The organism is Arthrobacter sp. ERGS1:01 (assembly GCF_001281315.1).
GTDB lineage: Bacteria > Actinomycetota > Actinomycetes > Actinomycetales > Micrococcaceae > Specibacter.
This window is the reverse complement of record NZ_CP012479.1, coordinates 3,079,093-3,093,794: the sequence shown is the minus strand read 5'-3', so window position 1 is coordinate 3,093,794 and position 14,702 is coordinate 3,079,093. Positions and strand designations below refer to the sequence as shown.

At 65.4% G+C, this 14,702-nt stretch carries 14 protein-coding genes and 1 pseudogene; 4 read left to right on the top strand and 11 right to left on the bottom strand.

Going from position 1 to position 14,702, the window contains the following annotated elements:
• Positions 1–39: 39 nt before the first annotated feature.
• The 7 genes from AL755_RS17985 to AL755_RS17955 all read right to left on the bottom strand — a co-directional run bounded on the left by AL755_RS17985 (position 40) and on the right by AL755_RS17955 (position 6,676).
• Positions 40–624: an AAA family ATPase gene (locus AL755_RS17985; protein ID WP_054012174.1), complete on the bottom strand. Its 585-nt coding sequence runs from the start codon at positions 622–624 to the stop codon at positions 40–42.
• Between the two features lie 46 nt (positions 625–670).
• Complete coding sequence (locus tag AL755_RS17980) at positions 671–1,399, bottom strand: SDR family oxidoreductase (protein WP_054012173.1); 729 nt, start codon at positions 1,397–1,399, stop codon at positions 671–673.
• Positions 1,396–2,910: a mannitol dehydrogenase family protein gene (locus AL755_RS17975; RefSeq protein ID WP_054012172.1), complete on the bottom strand. Its 1,515-nt coding sequence runs from the start codon at positions 2,908–2,910 to the stop codon at positions 1,396–1,398. The genes AL755_RS17980 and AL755_RS17975 overlap by 4 nt, the downstream gene beginning before the upstream one ends.
• An 89-nt stretch (positions 2,911–2,999) precedes the next feature.
• Complete coding sequence (locus AL755_RS17970; protein WP_054012171.1) at positions 3,000–3,980, bottom strand: ABC transporter substrate-binding protein; 981 nt, start codon at positions 3,978–3,980, stop codon at positions 3,000–3,002.
• A 47-nt stretch (positions 3,981–4,027) separates the two neighbouring features.
• The gene (locus tag AL755_RS17965) at positions 4,028–5,113 is read right to left on the bottom strand and encodes an ABC transporter permease (RefSeq protein WP_054012170.1); all 1,086 of its coding nucleotides are present in this window, start codon (positions 5,111–5,113) and stop codon (positions 4,028–4,030) included.
• Positions 5,110–5,874: an ATP-binding cassette domain-containing protein gene (locus tag AL755_RS17960; protein ID WP_054012169.1), complete on the bottom strand. Its 765-nt coding sequence runs from the start codon at positions 5,872–5,874 to the stop codon at positions 5,110–5,112. The genes AL755_RS17965 and AL755_RS17960 overlap by 4 nt, the downstream gene beginning before the upstream one ends.
• Positions 5,875–5,968: 94 nt before the next feature.
• Entirely contained in the window at positions 5,969–6,676 is a 708-nt protein-coding gene (locus tag AL755_RS17955) for a nucleoside/nucleotide kinase family protein (protein ID WP_054012168.1), read from the bottom strand.
• 351 nt (positions 6,677–7,027) lie between these two features.
• Between AL755_RS17955 and AL755_RS17950 the strand changes: the two genes are divergently transcribed.
• From AL755_RS17950 to AL755_RS17935, 4 genes are all read left to right on the top strand, one after another.
• Positions 7,028–8,017, top strand: coding sequence for a LacI family DNA-binding transcriptional regulator (locus tag AL755_RS17950; RefSeq protein WP_237762741.1), 990 nt, complete (start codon positions 7,028–7,030; stop codon positions 8,015–8,017).
• A 68-nt stretch (positions 8,018–8,085) separates the two neighbouring features.
• Positions 8,086–9,288, top strand: a complete 1,203-nt coding sequence (locus AL755_RS17945; protein ID WP_054012166.1) for an AGE family epimerase/isomerase — start codon at positions 8,086–8,088, stop codon at positions 9,286–9,288.
• Between the two features lie 52 nt (positions 9,289–9,340).
• Entirely contained in the window at positions 9,341–9,994 is a 654-nt protein-coding gene (locus tag AL755_RS17940; RefSeq protein ID WP_054012165.1) for a class I SAM-dependent DNA methyltransferase, read from the top strand.
• Positions 9,995–10,017: 23 nt separating this feature from the next.
• The gene (locus AL755_RS17935; protein ID WP_054012164.1) at positions 10,018–10,539 is read left to right on the top strand and encodes a hypothetical protein; all 522 of its coding nucleotides are present in this window, start codon (positions 10,018–10,020) and stop codon (positions 10,537–10,539) included.
• Positions 10,540–10,551: 12 nt separating this feature from the next.
• Here the strand turns inward: AL755_RS17935 and AL755_RS17930 are convergent, their stop codons facing one another.
• The 4 genes and pseudogenes from AL755_RS17930 to AL755_RS17915 form a co-directional block, all read right to left on the bottom strand.
• Entirely contained in the window at positions 10,552–11,166 is a 615-nt protein-coding gene (locus tag AL755_RS17930) for a phosphoribosylanthranilate isomerase (protein ID WP_054012163.1), read from the bottom strand.
• Between the two features lie 173 nt (positions 11,167–11,339).
• The gene (gene uriT, locus AL755_RS17925; protein ID WP_202813529.1) at positions 11,340–12,782 is read right to left on the bottom strand and encodes a uridine transporter UriT; all 1,443 of its coding nucleotides are present in this window, start codon (positions 12,780–12,782) and stop codon (positions 11,340–11,342) included.
• Between the two features lie 48 nt (positions 12,783–12,830).
• Positions 12,831–13,706 carry a carbohydrate kinase family protein gene (locus AL755_RS17920; protein WP_054012162.1) on the bottom strand — a complete coding sequence of 292 codons (876 nt, stop codon included), beginning with the start codon at positions 13,704–13,706 and terminating at the stop codon, positions 12,831–12,833.
• 13 nt (positions 13,707–13,719) lie between these two features.
• Positions 13,720–14,630, bottom strand: a pseudogene (locus AL755_RS17915) (pseudouridine-5'-phosphate glycosidase).
• Positions 14,631–14,702: the final 72 nt, after the last annotated feature.

Sequence of the window (14,702 nt, the reverse complement as noted above, 5' to 3'; positions counted from 1 at the left end):
GTGATGGTTTGTGGGGACTGTGGCGAGCGGCCGGGGCGCTCAGCTCACGCCTTGGCGGACGCCGAGGTCGTCAAGGAAGTTCTCGATCTGCGCATCCGGTGCAAGCAGGCCGTCAATCCGGAGGTGGTCGACGCCGGGCGGGCGCGTCACCTCGGGGGAGAGGAAGGGGCCCGGATCCTTGACCTTTTCCAGGTCGCGGGCGGCGCCGCGGCGCTTCATGCGGTTGACCACCTCGTCCGGCGGGGTGTCCATCCAGGCGAGATGGACCTGGGAGTACGGGACGTCCAGGCGTTCGACGAGCCGGTTCCAGGCCGCGGGGAAGGTGCGTTCGGAGGTGAACGGGGCCACCACGATCACGCTGTTGCCGAGGGCGAGGTTTTCCCGGGCGGTGTCGAAAAGACAGGTGTACCGGATGTCGTTGACGCTGGCGCGCGCCGTGGGTTGCTCGGTGGGGACGTCGACGAGGAACTCGCCGCCCATGTGTTCAAACAAGGGATTGGTGAGGGTGTCGAGGTCGAGGAGCGTCCAGTGGAGTTCGCGGGCAAGATCATGGGAGAACGTGGTCTTGCCGCTGGCAGGAACGCCGCAGACGATAATCGCCTCGGGGGTGCGTTCTTCGGTCATCGGGGCTTTTCCTTTTCAAGTCGGGGAATTCGTGGTGGGGGTGGGGTCAGCGGCAGGTGTATCCGCCGTCGATGGGCAGGGCGACGCCCGTGATCATCGCGGCGGCATCGCTGAGCAGGAAGACGATGGGTGCGGCAATTTCGTCCACCGTGGCCCAGCGCCCCAGCGGCATTTGCTCGAGGAAGGGCTCGCCGATCTCCGCCCGTCCCCAGTAGAAGTTGGACATCTCGGTCATGACGACCGTCGGGTTGACGCTGTTGACGCGGATGTTGTGCCGGCCGAGTTCCAGGGCGCTGACCCGGGTGATGCTGTCCAGGGCCGCCTTGGAAGCCCCGTAGGAGACGTGGCTTGCCAGAGCCACCAGGCTGGCCTGGCTGGAGACGTTGACGATTGCGCCGCCGTTGCCCTGCCGGATCATGGACGGGACCGCGTGCTTGATCACCAGGAGTGCGCCGCGGGCATTGACGCTCATGACCTGGTCGAACACGTTGATGTCGGTTTCCTGCGGTTTGGCGATTTCGCCGCCAAAGCCGGCACAATTCACGATGCCCCACAACTCAAGGTCTTCCAGGGCGTCCCTGATGCCCTCCTCGGAACCGAGGTCGAAGGCCAAGGGTTGCGCCCCCGTTTCCTCGCAGAGCGGCGCAAGCGATTCAAGGGTGCGGGCGGCGGCGATGACTTTTGCGCCGGCGGTTGCGAGCTGCCTTACGGTGGCGGAGCCAATTCCGCCGGCGGCGCCGGTGACAAGAATGGTCCGTCCGTTGAAGTCGGTCATGAGGCTGCTTTCTGAAGAGTGGGGGTGGTGTGGTTGGTCAAAAGTTCGACGGCGGCCTGCGCCCCTGAGCGCCGCAGGACTTCCCGTGCGGCCAGGTAGGCGGCAACGAACCTTGGGTTCGCGCCCACATCACCAAAGACCTCATGGAGCCTGAGGAATGCTCCGGGTTCGTCCCGCTCGGCGCGGATGGCGGCAAGTAGCTTCGGCATCCTCCGGTCGGTGGGGCCATCCGGATCCGCCGGGCCGTTTCGGTCCAGGGCGAGTTCCAGTACCCCTGCCCAGGCCGCAACGGCCACCGCAGCGCGCTCGATGGGACCGCCTGCGCGAAGCTGGTCACGAACCACCGGCAGCAGGAACTTCGGGATCCTGTCCGAGGCGTCAACCATTTGACGGGCGAGGGTGTCACGGAAGGAGGGGCTGGAAAAGCGGTGCAACAGCTCGTGGCGGTAGGCCGTGAGGTCGATCCCGGGCACCGGCGGAAGGGTCGGCGTCGCCTCCTTCTCCATGTACCCGAGAATGAATGCGGCAAAGGCCGGATCGGCGCACACCTCGTGGACCTGTCGGTAGCCGGCGAGGTACCCCAGGTGGCTCATGACCTGGTGGCCGGCATTGAGCAGCCGAAGTTTCATGAGTTCATAGGGTTCAACCCGCTCCACGAGCTGGACGCCGACCTCGTCCAAGGCCGGGCGGCCGGCGGTGAAGGTGTCCTCCAGGACCCATTGCGCAAACGATTCGGCCGCCACCGGCCACGCATCGGCGTACCCATGGAGTCGGGTCGCGGTGGCACGGTCCAGATCGGTGGTGGCAGGGGTGATCCTGTCCACCATGGAATTGGGGAACGCGACGAACTTTTCGATCCAGTCCGCCAGGCCCGGATCCTTGAGCCGGGCAAAGGACACCAACGCCTTGCGGGCGGCATCGCCGTTGCCCTGGATGTTGTCGCAGGACATGACGGTGAACGGCGTCGTGCCAAGTTCGCGGCGGCGGGCCAGCGCGGCAGTGATGAAGCCGAAAACCGAGGTGGGAACGGCGTTCGGTTCAAGATCGTGCAGGATGTCCGCCGCGAGCGGCTGGAATTCCCCGGTGGCGTCGTTGAGGCCGTAGCCGCCCTCCGTGATGGACAGGGAGACGATCCGGGTGGCCGGGAATGCCAATTTATCGATGACGGCCGCGGGGTTGTCGGGGGCGTACAGGTACTCGATGATGGAGCCGATGACCCGGGCGTGCTCGCCGCCATCGGGGTCCTTCAGGATCAGGGTGTACAGACCGTCTTGTGCGTTGAGGACGTCACGCATCTGCTTGTCAGCCGGCAGCACGCCGACGCCGCAAATTCCCCAGTCCCGGGAACCGCCCAGTTTCAGCAGGCGGTCGATGAACATGGCCTGGTGGGCGCGGTGGAATCCGCCAACCCCGAAGTGAACGATGCCCGTCCGGAGCGTGTGCCGCTGGTAGGTGGGGGAGGGGAGTCGGTGGGCGAGGTCGGGCAGGGTGGTTTCGCTGAGTATCGTCATGGTCTTCCTCCTTGTCGAGTGGGATGGTGGGTGGCTGGGTGGGGTGTTGTTGCCGGTTTGCGGTCCGGCAACAACACCCCGAAACGGCTCTACTGGCAGGAGGACTTGTATACGTACTGGGCGCCGTCGGTGCTGAGGTTGGCCGCGGTGATCTGCTTGAAGCCTGTCTGGATGGTCTTCTCCGTGGTCTCGCCCTTGATGGCCTTCAGGGCCTGTTCCACACCGTCGGTGCCGATGGTTGCCGGCTCCTGGGCGATCAGGGCCTGGACCACGCCGTCCTTGAGCTGCTTGACCTGGGCCGGGCCGGCGTCGAAGCCCACGATCTTGACCTGATCCTGCTTGTCGGCCTGGCGCACGCCCGTCGCGGTGCCCTCGGCGGCGAAGGTGTTGGCCGCGAAGACGCCGACAATGTCCGGGTCCTTGGCAAGTGCCGCGGACACCAGTCGGGCTGCCTCGGCGGGATCGTTGTGGCTGTACTGCACGCCCAGGTACTGGAAGGACGGATCGGCCTTTGCGCCTTGTTCAAAGCCGGCGACACGGGCGTCCGCCGTGGAGATGCCGGGGTCGGTGGAGACCACCAGGACCTTGCCGCCCTTGGGGTTGAGGGCCTTGATGGCCTTGAACGCCTCGAGTCCGCCGCCCGTGTTGTCGGAGGAGATGACCGAGGACGCGAAGGACGGGTCCTGGACCGTGGTGTCGACGAGGACGATCTTGATGCCGGCCGCGGCGGCCGCCTTCAAGGGGGCCTGCATGGCGGCCACATCGGTGGGGGCAATGAGGATGGCGTCCGGGTGGGAGGCCACCACGGAATCGACGATCGGCTTTTGCAGGGTGGGGTCGAACTTTGCCGGACCCTGCGTGTTGACGGTGACGCCGGCCTTCTTGGCGGCGGCGTCGATGCCGCACTTCATGCTGACGTAGAACTCGTCGCCGGCGACGCCCTGGATGAAGACGAGTTTCTTTGCGCCCGAGGCGCCCTCGGCGGAGAGGTTGGCGCCGGCACAGGCGGAGAGGGAGGTGGCGGCGAGCAGGCCCGCGGCGAGCAGGGCGAATTTAGGGGTTAACTTCATTGTCTGGCTCCTGGGTTATTGGTGGGGGTGGTGAAGTTGAGGGGAGATTAGCGGGAAAGCAGGCCGAAGAGTTTCTTGCCGCCCTCGGCCTTGGCGGATTGGCCCCTGGCGGCCGCGGCCCGGCGTCGTTGGTCGATGTAGACGGCCGCGACCAGAACGGCGCCCACGGCGACCTGCTGCCAGAAGGGCTGGATCCCCACGATGACGAAGCCGTTTTGCAGCACGGCCGGGATGAAGAGGCCGACGACGGTGCCGAAGATGGTGCCGACGCCGCCAAAGAGGGACGTTCCGCCGATCACGACGGCGGCGATCACGCTCAGGTTGGTCGCGGACTGGCCGGCAATGGCCGTGGTGCCGTACTGCGAGAGGGACAGGATGCCGGCCACTCCGGCGAGGCCGCCGGACAGTGCGTAGACGCAGATCAGCTGGCGGTCGACCTTGATGCCAACCCGGCGGGCGGACTCCTCGTTGGATCCGACGGCGAAGGTGTGCAGGCCGAACTTGGTCTTGTGCAGCACCACCCCGAAGATCACGATCAGTACCAGCGCGATCATGGTGATGGTGGGCAGGGTGGTGCCGGGAACGTTGCCGTAACCGATGGTGTCCTGCAGAACGGACGGAACATCCCTGATGTCCACGCCGCCCGTGATGACCTGGGCCAGGCCCAGGGCTGCGCCCAAGGTTCCGAGCGTGACGATGAGCGGCGGGACCTTGGCCTTCGCAATGAGCACGCCGTTGAGCAGTCCCCAGCCGAGGCCGCAGCCGACGGCCACCGCCACGCCCACGAACGCCGTGCTCCAGCCGTTGTCGCCCATGGACTGCATGACCTTGGCCGCGACCACGCCGGAGAAGACCAGGTTGGAACCCACGGACAGGTCGATGCCCGAGGTGACGATCACGAACGTCATGGCGATGCCCAGGACCCCGAGGATGGAGACGTTTTGGATGATCTGGCGGACGTTGTCCCAGGTGGAGAACACTCCCGGCGCCATGGCCGTGAATATCAGGAAAATGACGAACAGCACCAGCAGGATCTGGAACGACTGGACATGCAGGATCCGGCGGAGCGAGCTTATCCGGGACACGGGCTCCGGAGTTGCGGCCGTGACGTGGGTGGCTTGGGCGGTGGTCATGAGTGTGCTCCATCCAGTGCGCCGGTCATCGCGCCGACTAGTTCTTCCACGCTGGTCTTCTTGGCTTCGTAGGTGGCCACGCGGTGTCCCAGGCGAAGGACCTGGACGCGGTCGGCGACGTCGATCACGTGCGGCATCGAGTGGCTGATGAACACGACGCCCACGCCCTTGTCGCGGACGCGCCGGATTGTTTCCAGCACGTTCCTGGTCTGCACGACGCCCAACGCGGCCGTGGGTTCGTCAAGGAAGATGACGCCTTTGGCCCAGGCGACGGCCCGCGCAATGGCGATGGCCTGCTTCTGCCCGCCGGACATGGCGCCCACGGGGTCGGTCAGGCTGCGCACCGTGGCGCCCAGTTCGTCAAAGGCCGTTCGCGACTTGGCGCGCATGGCCTTGTTGTCCATGAAGCCCAGCCGGCCCTGGAATCCGGGCTTGGGAATCTCCCGGCCCAGGAACATGTTCTGTGCCGCATTCAGGTGCGGGGCCAGGGCCAGGTCCTGGTAGACGGTTTCGATCCCGAGGCTGCTGGCGTGGGTGGGAGACGAAAGCTCCACCTCGCCGCCGGCGAAGAGGATCTTGCCCGAGTCCAGGACCAGGTTTCCCGAGAGCGCCTTGACGAGGGTGGACTTCCCGGCGCCGTTGTCGCCGATCAGGGCGACGACCTCGCCGGCGTGGACGTCAAAGTCCACCGAATCAAGGGCCCGCACGTTGCCGAAACTGCGGGTCAGCCCCCGCGCCTCAAGAATGGGAATGCTTGTCATGGTCTTACACCTGTCAGCTGGTTCGGGACGGTTGTCGAGGGCCCGACCTGCCGGCCGGAGACACTTCGTTGTGTTGTCACTTCTGGATTCCTCTTCATTCGGATTCGGCGGAGTTCTGGGGGCGGTGCGGTGTGGCCAGCCTGATGAGCAGATCGGCCCTGTCCCGGGTGGCCGCGACGACGGCGGCGTTGTGCTGGTCGCTGCCGAGCGCCCAGCTCCTTGCCTCGTCCGGGGACTTTCCAAAGGACTCGTGGCGACGCACCAGCCGGAGCCGGCGCTCGCCGTCGTCCACGTCCAGGTACCAGACCTCATCGATCTGTTTGCGGGCCGCAGGCCAGCCCGGAGCGTCCAGCAGGAGGTAGTTTCCCTCCGTGATGACCAGAGGAACGTCGCGTGGCACGGAGATCGCGTTGCCGATGGAGGCTTCCAGGCTGCGGTCAAAGACCGGGGCATGCACCACGGGTTCGACGTTCTCCTTCAGGCGGCGCAGCAGGTGGGCGTAGCCACCGGCATCAAAAGTGTCGGGAGCGCCCTTCCGGTCCAGGGAACCGTGGGCGGCCAGGATGCCGTTTGCCAGATGGAAGGCGTCCATGCCCACCTGGAGCGCTTGTCCGGCCAGGGCCTCGACAATGGCCGTTGCCACGGTTGACTTGCCGGCACCGGGAGCCCCGGCAATGCCCAGGATCCTCCGGGTGGTGCCGGAAGCCAGGACGCGGGCCCGCTCAACCAACTCGTCAAGCGTGCACTCAAGCGGCTCCGCTTCCCGGACAGGTGCTGGCCGGACGACGCTGACACCGCTCATCACTGTCTCCTCCACTAATTGTTGATGGTGAAGAAGCCGTGCTGCCTCACCGTTGAAGCGCTGCCAAAACATGCGCCTAAGTCTGGATTTGACGATCACTGCCGGCTCCCGGGGAGCTTCGATGTGATCCGCCTAACAGCAATCTAGGGGCACCATGTCATCGATGTCAAGGGAAGTTCGGAAATTCATGTCATCGATGTCATGAGGTGCTTGTAGTTATCCGAAACATCAGGCAGGATGGGGTGGGCGGCCATTTGTCACCGATGACATACCTTGGAAGGTGCGTCATGCGTGTGGCCTGGCCGTGAGAAGAACACTTGGGGACGATGAAGGAGCCGAACAGTGACTACCATGCAGGACGTGGCCGCTCGCGCGAAGGTAAGCGCCAAGACGGTTTCCAGAGTCTTCAATGACGACCCGCACGTCACGGACGACACCCGCGAACGCGTGCAGGCGGCCATGCTGGCACTGAACTATGTGCCGAACATGATGGCGCGGACCTTTCGCGAGGGGAAGTCGGCCGTCATCGGCATTGCGGTCCCGGATGTCGCGGACCCGTTCTTCGCCGCCGTCACGAAGGGGATTGAACTTGCGGCGCGCGAACATGACATGGCGATTGTGGTCACGAGCCTGGGGGACAACCCGTCGCTGGAGCGAAGCATCATTGAAACCACCATCCGCCATCAAATTGGCGGGCTCATCATTGCCCCGATCGCGGAGGACCAGTCCTATCTGGCCCGCTGGCAGGACAGTTTCCCGATCGTGTGCATTGACCGTGCGCCCAACAAGCTCAAGGCCGACTACTTCGTGGAGGACGACTTTGGCGGGGCCTTCGAGGCGACCACGCATTTCATCGAGCACGGACATCGCCGCATAGCCATCGTGGGGGATTCGACGGCGGTGCCCACCACCAAGCTGCGCCTGGACGGCTACCTGGCCGCCCTGGAAGCCGCCGGCCTGGACGTCGATCCGGACCTGATTGCGCTCGGATCGCGCGACGCCGACGCGGCCGCGCAGGTCTGTAAGACAATCCTTGAACTGCAGGAGCCGCCCACGGCGATCTTCTCGTCGAACGCCCGTTTCTCGACGGGCGTCTTCCCCGCCCTGCAGGCGTTGGGCAGGACCGACATTGCCCTCATCAGCTTTGGCGACTTCCCCATGGCGGATGTGCTCCAGCCCTCGGTGTCTGTCATCGACCAGGATCCCCGGCATGTGGGTAGGGTGGCCGCCGAACGCATTTTTGACCGCATTGCGACGCCGGCCAGGAAGTTCCGCCGCAAGAACGTCCTGCCGGTCACGTTGATTGAACGCCAGTCCTGCCAGTCCCTGGTGGTTCGGTAACGCCGCTCCCGGTGTGACGGGAAACCACGCCCACGACTGCTCCACCGACAACGAACGAGAGCCCTCCAATGCGCCAGCTTTCCACTTCCCTGAGTGCTGCCCGTCACAAGGACGTTGAGGCGCTGATCGGTTTCGCCAGGGCGGCCATGCTGCCGGACGGCTTTGGGTTCCTGGACCGCTTCGGCGTCGTGGAGCCGGCACGTTCTCCTGCATGTTTCGTGACGGCTCGCATGACCTTCAGTTTCAGCATTGCGGCGTTGCTGGACGTACCGGACGCCCGGCGTTTCGCCGAACACGGCGTAGCCCGCCTCTCCGGCGAATTCCACGATGATTCCTGGGGCGGCTACTTCGGCTCGCTCGACGGCACGCCGCAGTCGGGCCGGAAGCGCGCCTACGACGCCTGCTTTGTCGTCTTGGCGGCAACGGCCGCGGCGACGGCAGGGATTCCGGGCGCCCACGAACTGGCGGAGCGGGCCGGGGCAGTGCTGGAGAGCAAGTATTGGTCCGAGGACGACAATGCACTTATTGAATCGTGGGACAGGGAATTTACCTCAGCAGAAGCGTACTGGGGTGCCAACGTGAACATGCACGGGCTGGAGGCGATGCTGGCGCTCCACGGCTACTCGGAGGACGCGGTGTGGCGGGATCGCGCACTGCGGATTGCGGAGAACTTCATCAATAGGCGCGCCAGGTCCGCGGACTGGTGGCTCAACGAACACTTCGGAGCGGATTGGATGCCGCTGCCCGACTTCAACGTGGACAACCCCCGCGATGTATTCCACCCCTATGGGATGACCATTGGCCATCTCTTCGAATGGAGCCGGCTCCTGCTGCAACTCGAGTCAACTTTTGACGTGCCCCCGGCCTGGCTCCGGGAAGCCGCACAAGGACTTTACGAGACGGCCGTCCGGCAGGGCTGGGCCGTTGATGGCAAAGACGGATTTGTCTACACGGTGGCATGGGACGGGACGCCGGTCATCCGCGACCGCCCACACTGGGTGCTGGCCGAGGCGATTTCCGCCGCCGCAACGTGGTGGAGGCTCACCGGGGACGGGCGCTACGCAAATGAGCTGCATGCGTGGACGAGCCATGCGGAGAGCCATTTTGTGGACGCCGACCACGGCAGCTGGCACCACCTGCTCGATTCCGACAACCGTCCCAGCTATGCAATGTGGTCCGGGAAACCCGATATCTACCATGTCCTCCAAGCGTTCCTCCTGCAGGATCTGCCCATTGCGGCAAGCACGGCCCGTGCCGCCACGGCGCCCTGAATCCCGGGCCTTGGAGCGGGGCGGCACTCGCCGCCCCGCTACGATCGAAGCTATGGATGAGCCCCTCGATGTGACTGCCACCCGCGCCGCGTACGACACCGTCGCCGCCAGCTACGAGGAACTCCTCCGGGACCTCATGGCCGAGAAGGTCTATGACCGGGTCATGGTGGCGGCCTTCTCCGAGCGCGTCGTCGGCACCGGCAACGTGAAGGTGCTCGACGCCGGCTGCGGGCCCGGGAGGATCACTGCCCACCTGGCGTCCATTGGACTGGACGCCGCCGGCATGGACCTGTCTCCGGGCATGATCGAGGTGGCGCGCAAGGCGCACCCCGGGCTTGACTTCGAAGTCGGTACCATCGAGGCCCTCGATGCCGATCCCGGGTCCCTGGGCGGAATCGTCGCCTGGTATTCCCTGATCCACACCCCGCCCGAGCGCCTGCCCGGCGTGCTCGATTCCTTCCACGCGGCTTTGGCCGGGGGCGGCTTTCTGCTCCTGGCCTTCCAGGTGGGCGACGCCGGCCGGCACATCGGGAGCGCCTACGGTCACGACGTCAGCTACGACGCCTTCTTGATGGACCCGGAGCGCGTCACAACGATGCTGGAGCAGGCGGGATTCAAGCTGGAAGCGAAGCTCGTCCGCGGGCCGGACCGCGATGAAAAGACACCGCAGGCGTACTTGATCGCCCAAAAGCGGGCGCGCCCTTGACCTCCGAGCCCGTCCCTCCGCCCATGCGACTCTCCGAAATGGTGGTGGCAACGCTTTCCGGCATCACGTTCGGAATGACGTTCATTGCAGTTGTCCTGGTGCCGGCGACCTTTTCCACCGCATTCTTTGAGCGCAGGGACTCCGGCCCGCTCGCCATGAGCGGCCTTCTCCCGGCCCTGGTTTTTGTGGCGTCGTTGGCCCTGCTGGTCTTTCTTGCCACGGGCAGGAACCGGTCCGGAGCCTTTGTGGCTCCCACTGTGGCGGTGGCCTTCGTGTTTCTGGGCCATGGGGTGCTGACGGCGATGTTGTTGTATTGGTACCTCGCATTCGCCGCCGACGCTGGGTCCATCCCGGCCGGGATCGACGTGCTGGCCCCGATCATCCCGTTCCTGACCGTCGCCGTGGCCGCACTGTTCAGTGCCCTTGAACGGACCGGCCTCGTGCGGTGGCGACCCTTGGCGGTCGCCCGGCTGCCGTACATCGTGCCGGCGTTGTTCCTCCTGGCCGGCACAGCCGTCGTCGTGCTGGCCAGGATCACAAGGTAGGCCAAAAGACGTCTACCCGGCGGACCGCGCAGCGGAGATGAACGACCGGATCAAGCCCACATCCTTGACGCCGCGGCTGGATTCCACGCCGCTGGACACGTCCACCCCGTCGGGGCGCAGGGCCGCGGCAAGCTGGGCCACGTTGTCCGGGTTGAGTCCGCCGGCCAGCAACCAGAAACCCTCGGGTGCACCGCCGTCGATCAGGCCGGCGTCGAACGCCACACCGGCACCCGGCTCAACAGCGTCGAGCAGGATCCGCTCGGACTCCCACGCCAGCTTCTCCTCGGTGGAAAGGGCGGCATAGGATGCGGCCGAGAACGCCCGCAACGTGCGGAACCCCGCCTCACGCACCCGCACAATGTCGGCCAGGGTTTCCTTGCCATGCAGCTGAACCGTAGTCAGCGAAGCCGCCCGCGCAATGTCCAGGACCTCGTCGATGGGCTGGTTGCGGAATACGCCCACCGTCTCGACGTCCGCCGGGACGGCAGAGCCCAACTCGCGGGCGAGCTCCGCGCCGATGGTCCGCGCACTGCCCGGGGCAAATACGAATCCCACGGCATTTGCGCCGGCATCAACGGCCGCGGCAACGGTTTCGGCAGTCTGCAAACCACAGATCTTTACGTACATTCCTGACACCAATCCTGACTCTCGTGAATCCCGCGGGCGGCTGTGAACCGCCCGGGGATGTCCTTGTCATGTTAACAGCAGAGATCCCCGGGCCTCAGCGTGGGGAGGCGAACCCTTCCACGCTGAATCCCGGGGATCCCTTTCTCACGGCGGATGCACCCGCCGCAAGCTCCTTATGCCTTCTGTACTTCCACTCCGGCATCGGACGGCGCGGGGATCAGCAGCGACACCAGGAAGGCCGCCACGGTGATGCCGGCACCGGCCAGCATGGCCAGGGTGTAACCCGAGACCCCGGCCCCGGCGTTCGCCTGGATGGCCGGCAGGATCGCGAAGCTGAGCCCGGCGCCCATGCCGAACGCCGCGGAGTTCATGCCGGGCAGGAACCCGGGGTTGTCCAGCGGCGAGAGCACCACACCCAGGCCGTTGAGCATGATGTTGCCCATGCCGGCGTACGTGACACCCAGGAGCAAGGTGGCGCCCACCAGGAACACCAGGTTGTGCGTGCCCACCAGGGCCAGCACCAGGATGCCGATGGTGCTGCCCACCAGGCCGATGCGGAGGATGGTGCGGTACCCCAGCGTCGAGGCCAGGCGGCCGGAGAACGGGCCGGCAACCCAACCCAGCAGCGCGTACGGGGTCAGCAGGATCAGCGACGCCCAGTCGGCCTGGAGTCCAAAGCCCACCTCGGTGTTCTGGGCCACGGACATGACGAGGCCGTTCACGGTGGCGAAGACACCCGTCATGGTCAGCATGGTGGTCAGCAGGATCGCCCAGGTGGAGCGCTGCTTCATGAGGGCCGGCGTGGCCAGGGGCTGGCGCACGGCGCCCTCGATCCGCCAGAACACCACAGCCGCCACGGCGGCGCCCACCAGCAGCCCGGCGGTCAGCCCAAAGTTGGCGGCCGAGCCCTTGCCGAGTTCGTTGACGGCGGTCTGCAGCAACAGGATGGTGACGGCCAGTGCCAGCACGCCCCACCAGTCCATGCGGACGCCCTGCGAAGGCCGGGTGTCGGGCACGAACAGGGCCACCAGAACCACGGCGACAAGTCCGACGGCGGCAATGACCCAGAAGATCGACCGGAAACCGAAGTTGGTGGCCAGGAAGCCGCCGGCGAAGGCGTCAATGCCGGCAATGCCGCCGTTGACGGCCGTGACCAAGCCCATGAGGGTGCCGTACTGCTTGGCATCCTTGACCTTGCTGCGCAGCACCATCAGGCACACCGGCACGATGGCGCCGGAGATGCCCTGGATGACACGGGCAATGATCAGTACCGTAATGTTCGGTGCGAAGGCGGCCAGGATGGAGCCCAGCACCATGACGCCGACCATCAGGACCAGGATCTTCCGCCGGCCCACGATGTCGCTGAGGCGGGGCAGGAACAGGCCAAACAGGGCCGTGCTGGTGAAGAACGCCGTCTGGGACAGCCCGACGGTGACCTCGGTGGTGTGGAGCTGGGCAGCCATCGTCACAAGAACGGGGCTGAGCATGCTCGCATTGAGCTGGAATGCGATGCAGGCGGCCAGCAGCGCCACCATGAGCGAGACGATGCCCTTGGTGTCGGTTGCCCCGGAATCCCGGACCGAGGATTTGTTGCGTGTGTGCAGCGGGTGCGTCATTGGAACCCTTTACTAAGGTGGAAACTCCACGGTGGTGGGTGGACGGACTTAGTCCGCCATGGAGGCGCCGGGGGAGCTGAGGACGCGGGCTGCGTTGGAGTGTCCTCCAACGCAGGCGTCCGTCAGGTCCCACGTGGCGAGATACGTTGAAAGAAAACCTGCGGCGAAGGCATCGCCCGCGCCGGTGAGGTCCCGCACTTCTGTTACGGGCGGGACGGGTACGGTGATTTTTGCTTCCGTACCCTGCAGGACGACGGTGGGGTCTGCGCCGGCCTTGGTGACAATGATGGTGCCCGGCAGCCGGGAGAAGTTCGGTCCGGGTTCGCCCTTGACGGCCAATCCCAGGAACTCGGACTCGCTCTGGTTGCCGATGATGAAATCGGGACGCAGTTCCGTCATCAGGTCCAGGAACTTCTCGACCCCGTAATGGGCCAACATGCCTGTGGAGGAGGCATCGATGGAGACCAGGATGCCCCTCTGGCGTGCCCGGCGGATCAGGTCCGTGACAGCGTTGCCCACGGGGTCGCCGTCGAAGGTGTAACCGGGCACGTGAAGCAGCTCAAGCCCGTCGAGCCACTCGTCCGGAACGTTCTCCAGGAGTTTGGCGGCGCCGCGGTACGGGAGCATGGTGCGTTCGCCGTCCTGGTCGATCAGGATGACGATGGAACCGGTGGTGCCGCGTCGCTGGACGACGACGTCGATGCCCTGGTCTGCGAGGTTCTTTACCAGGGAGTCGCCCAGGGAGTCTTCCCCGACGCAGCCCATGAATCGTGTTGGCCCGAGGTGGCCGGCGAAGCTGGCAACATTTGCCGCGCTGCCACCCCGGGTGTGGAAGATCTCCACATCGGTGTCGGTGCCGTGCCTGATCGGCTCAGCAAGCCACACGATGACGTCTTCAACGAGATCTCCAATGATTCCCAACACGATTTTTTGGTCCTTACTTGGTCAGCGAAGTGGCGAGCTGGCCGCCGAGGGCCACGTTGCCGCGGTAAACGTCGATGTTGACTTCCAGGCTGCGGCCCTTGGTGTCGCGCTGGATGAAGTCAAGCAGGAACGGGGTGCTGGCGTTGCCGCTGATGCCCTGGGCTTCGGCTTCGCTCCAGGCGCGGGCCAGGATGTCCTCGAGCTCTTCCGGGGGAGCTGCTTGTCTTCGGCAACTGGGTTGGCCAACAGCACCGACTGGGGCAGGCCCAGGTCGTCGCGGGCGTTGATGATCTTGGCAGCCTCGTCGGTGTTCTTCACGGCGTAGTTGACCTTGAAGCCGGAGTCGGAGACGTAGAAGCCCGGGTACTTGGTGGTGCCGTAGCCGATGACCGGGATGTTGAGGGTTTCGAAGCGCTCCAGGGTGGCGGCAACGTCCAGGATGGACTTTACGCCGGCGGAGATGACGACGATCGGTACCTGGGCCAGGGTGGTCATGTCGGCGGACTCGTCGAAGGTTTCGCTGGCGCCGTGGTGCACGCCGCCGAGGCCGCCGGTGGAGAAGACCTTGACGCCGGCGTGGTGTGCCAGGAAGGCGGTGGCTGCAACGGTGGTGCCGCCGTGGACGCCCAGGGCGCTGACGACGGGCAGGTCGCGGAGGCTGACCTTGTCCATGTTGTCCACCTGGGACAGTTCGGTGATCTGCTCGGTGGTCAGGCCAACGGTGGGTACGCCGTTGTAGACGCCGATGGTGGCGGGGGTGACGCCGGCAGCGCGCAGGCTTGCCTCGGCTTCGAGGGCAACTTCAAGGTTGCGCGGGCGGGGCAGGCCGTGGGTGAAGATGGTGGATTCAAGGGCAACGACGGGACGGTTTTCCCGAACGGCGGCCTGGACTTCTTCGGAAACGAAAATGGCATTGGAATTCATGGAGAACTCTTCCTTTGGTACTTCAGTGGGTGAAATCTGGTGGGGCTATGACGTTAACGCTACCGAGCGGAT

Coding starts and splice junctions, on each gene's coding strand:
- AL755_RS17985 (WP_054012174.1), bottom strand. CDS start 624: ATGACCGAAGAACGCACCCCCGAGGCGATTATCGTCTGCGGCGTTCCT.
- AL755_RS17980 (WP_054012173.1), bottom strand. CDS start 1,399: ATGACCGACTTCAACGGACGGACCATTCTTGTCACCGGCGCCGCCGGC.
- AL755_RS17975 (WP_054012172.1), bottom strand. CDS start 2,910: ATGACGATACTCAGCGAAACCACCCTGCCCGACCTCGCCCACCGACTC.
- AL755_RS17970 (WP_054012171.1), bottom strand. CDS start 3,980: ATGAAGTTAACCCCTAAATTCGCCCTGCTCGCCGCGGGCCTGCTCGCC.
- AL755_RS17965 (WP_054012170.1), bottom strand. CDS start 5,113: ATGACCACCGCCCAAGCCACCCACGTCACGGCCGCAACTCCGGAGCCC.
- AL755_RS17960 (WP_054012169.1), bottom strand. CDS start 5,874: ATGACAAGCATTCCCATTCTTGAGGCGCGGGGGCTGACCCGCAGTTTC.
- AL755_RS17955 (WP_054012168.1), bottom strand. CDS start 6,676: ATGAGCGGTGTCAGCGTCGTCCGGCCAGCACCTGTCCGGGAAGCGGAG.
- AL755_RS17950 (WP_237762741.1), top strand. CDS start 7,028: ATGCAGGACGTGGCCGCTCGCGCGAAGGTAAGCGCCAAGACGGTTTCC.
- AL755_RS17945 (WP_054012166.1), top strand. CDS start 8,086: ATGCGCCAGCTTTCCACTTCCCTGAGTGCTGCCCGTCACAAGGACGTT.
- AL755_RS17940 (WP_054012165.1), top strand. CDS start 9,341: ATGGATGAGCCCCTCGATGTGACTGCCACCCGCGCCGCGTACGACACC.
- AL755_RS17935 (WP_054012164.1), top strand. CDS start 10,018: ATGCGACTCTCCGAAATGGTGGTGGCAACGCTTTCCGGCATCACGTTC.
- AL755_RS17930 (WP_054012163.1), bottom strand. CDS start 11,166: ATGTACGTAAAGATCTGTGGTTTGCAGACTGCCGAAACCGTTGCCGCG.
- uriT (WP_202813529.1), bottom strand. CDS start 12,782: ATGACGCACCCGCTGCACACACGCAACAAATCCTCGGTCCGGGATTCC.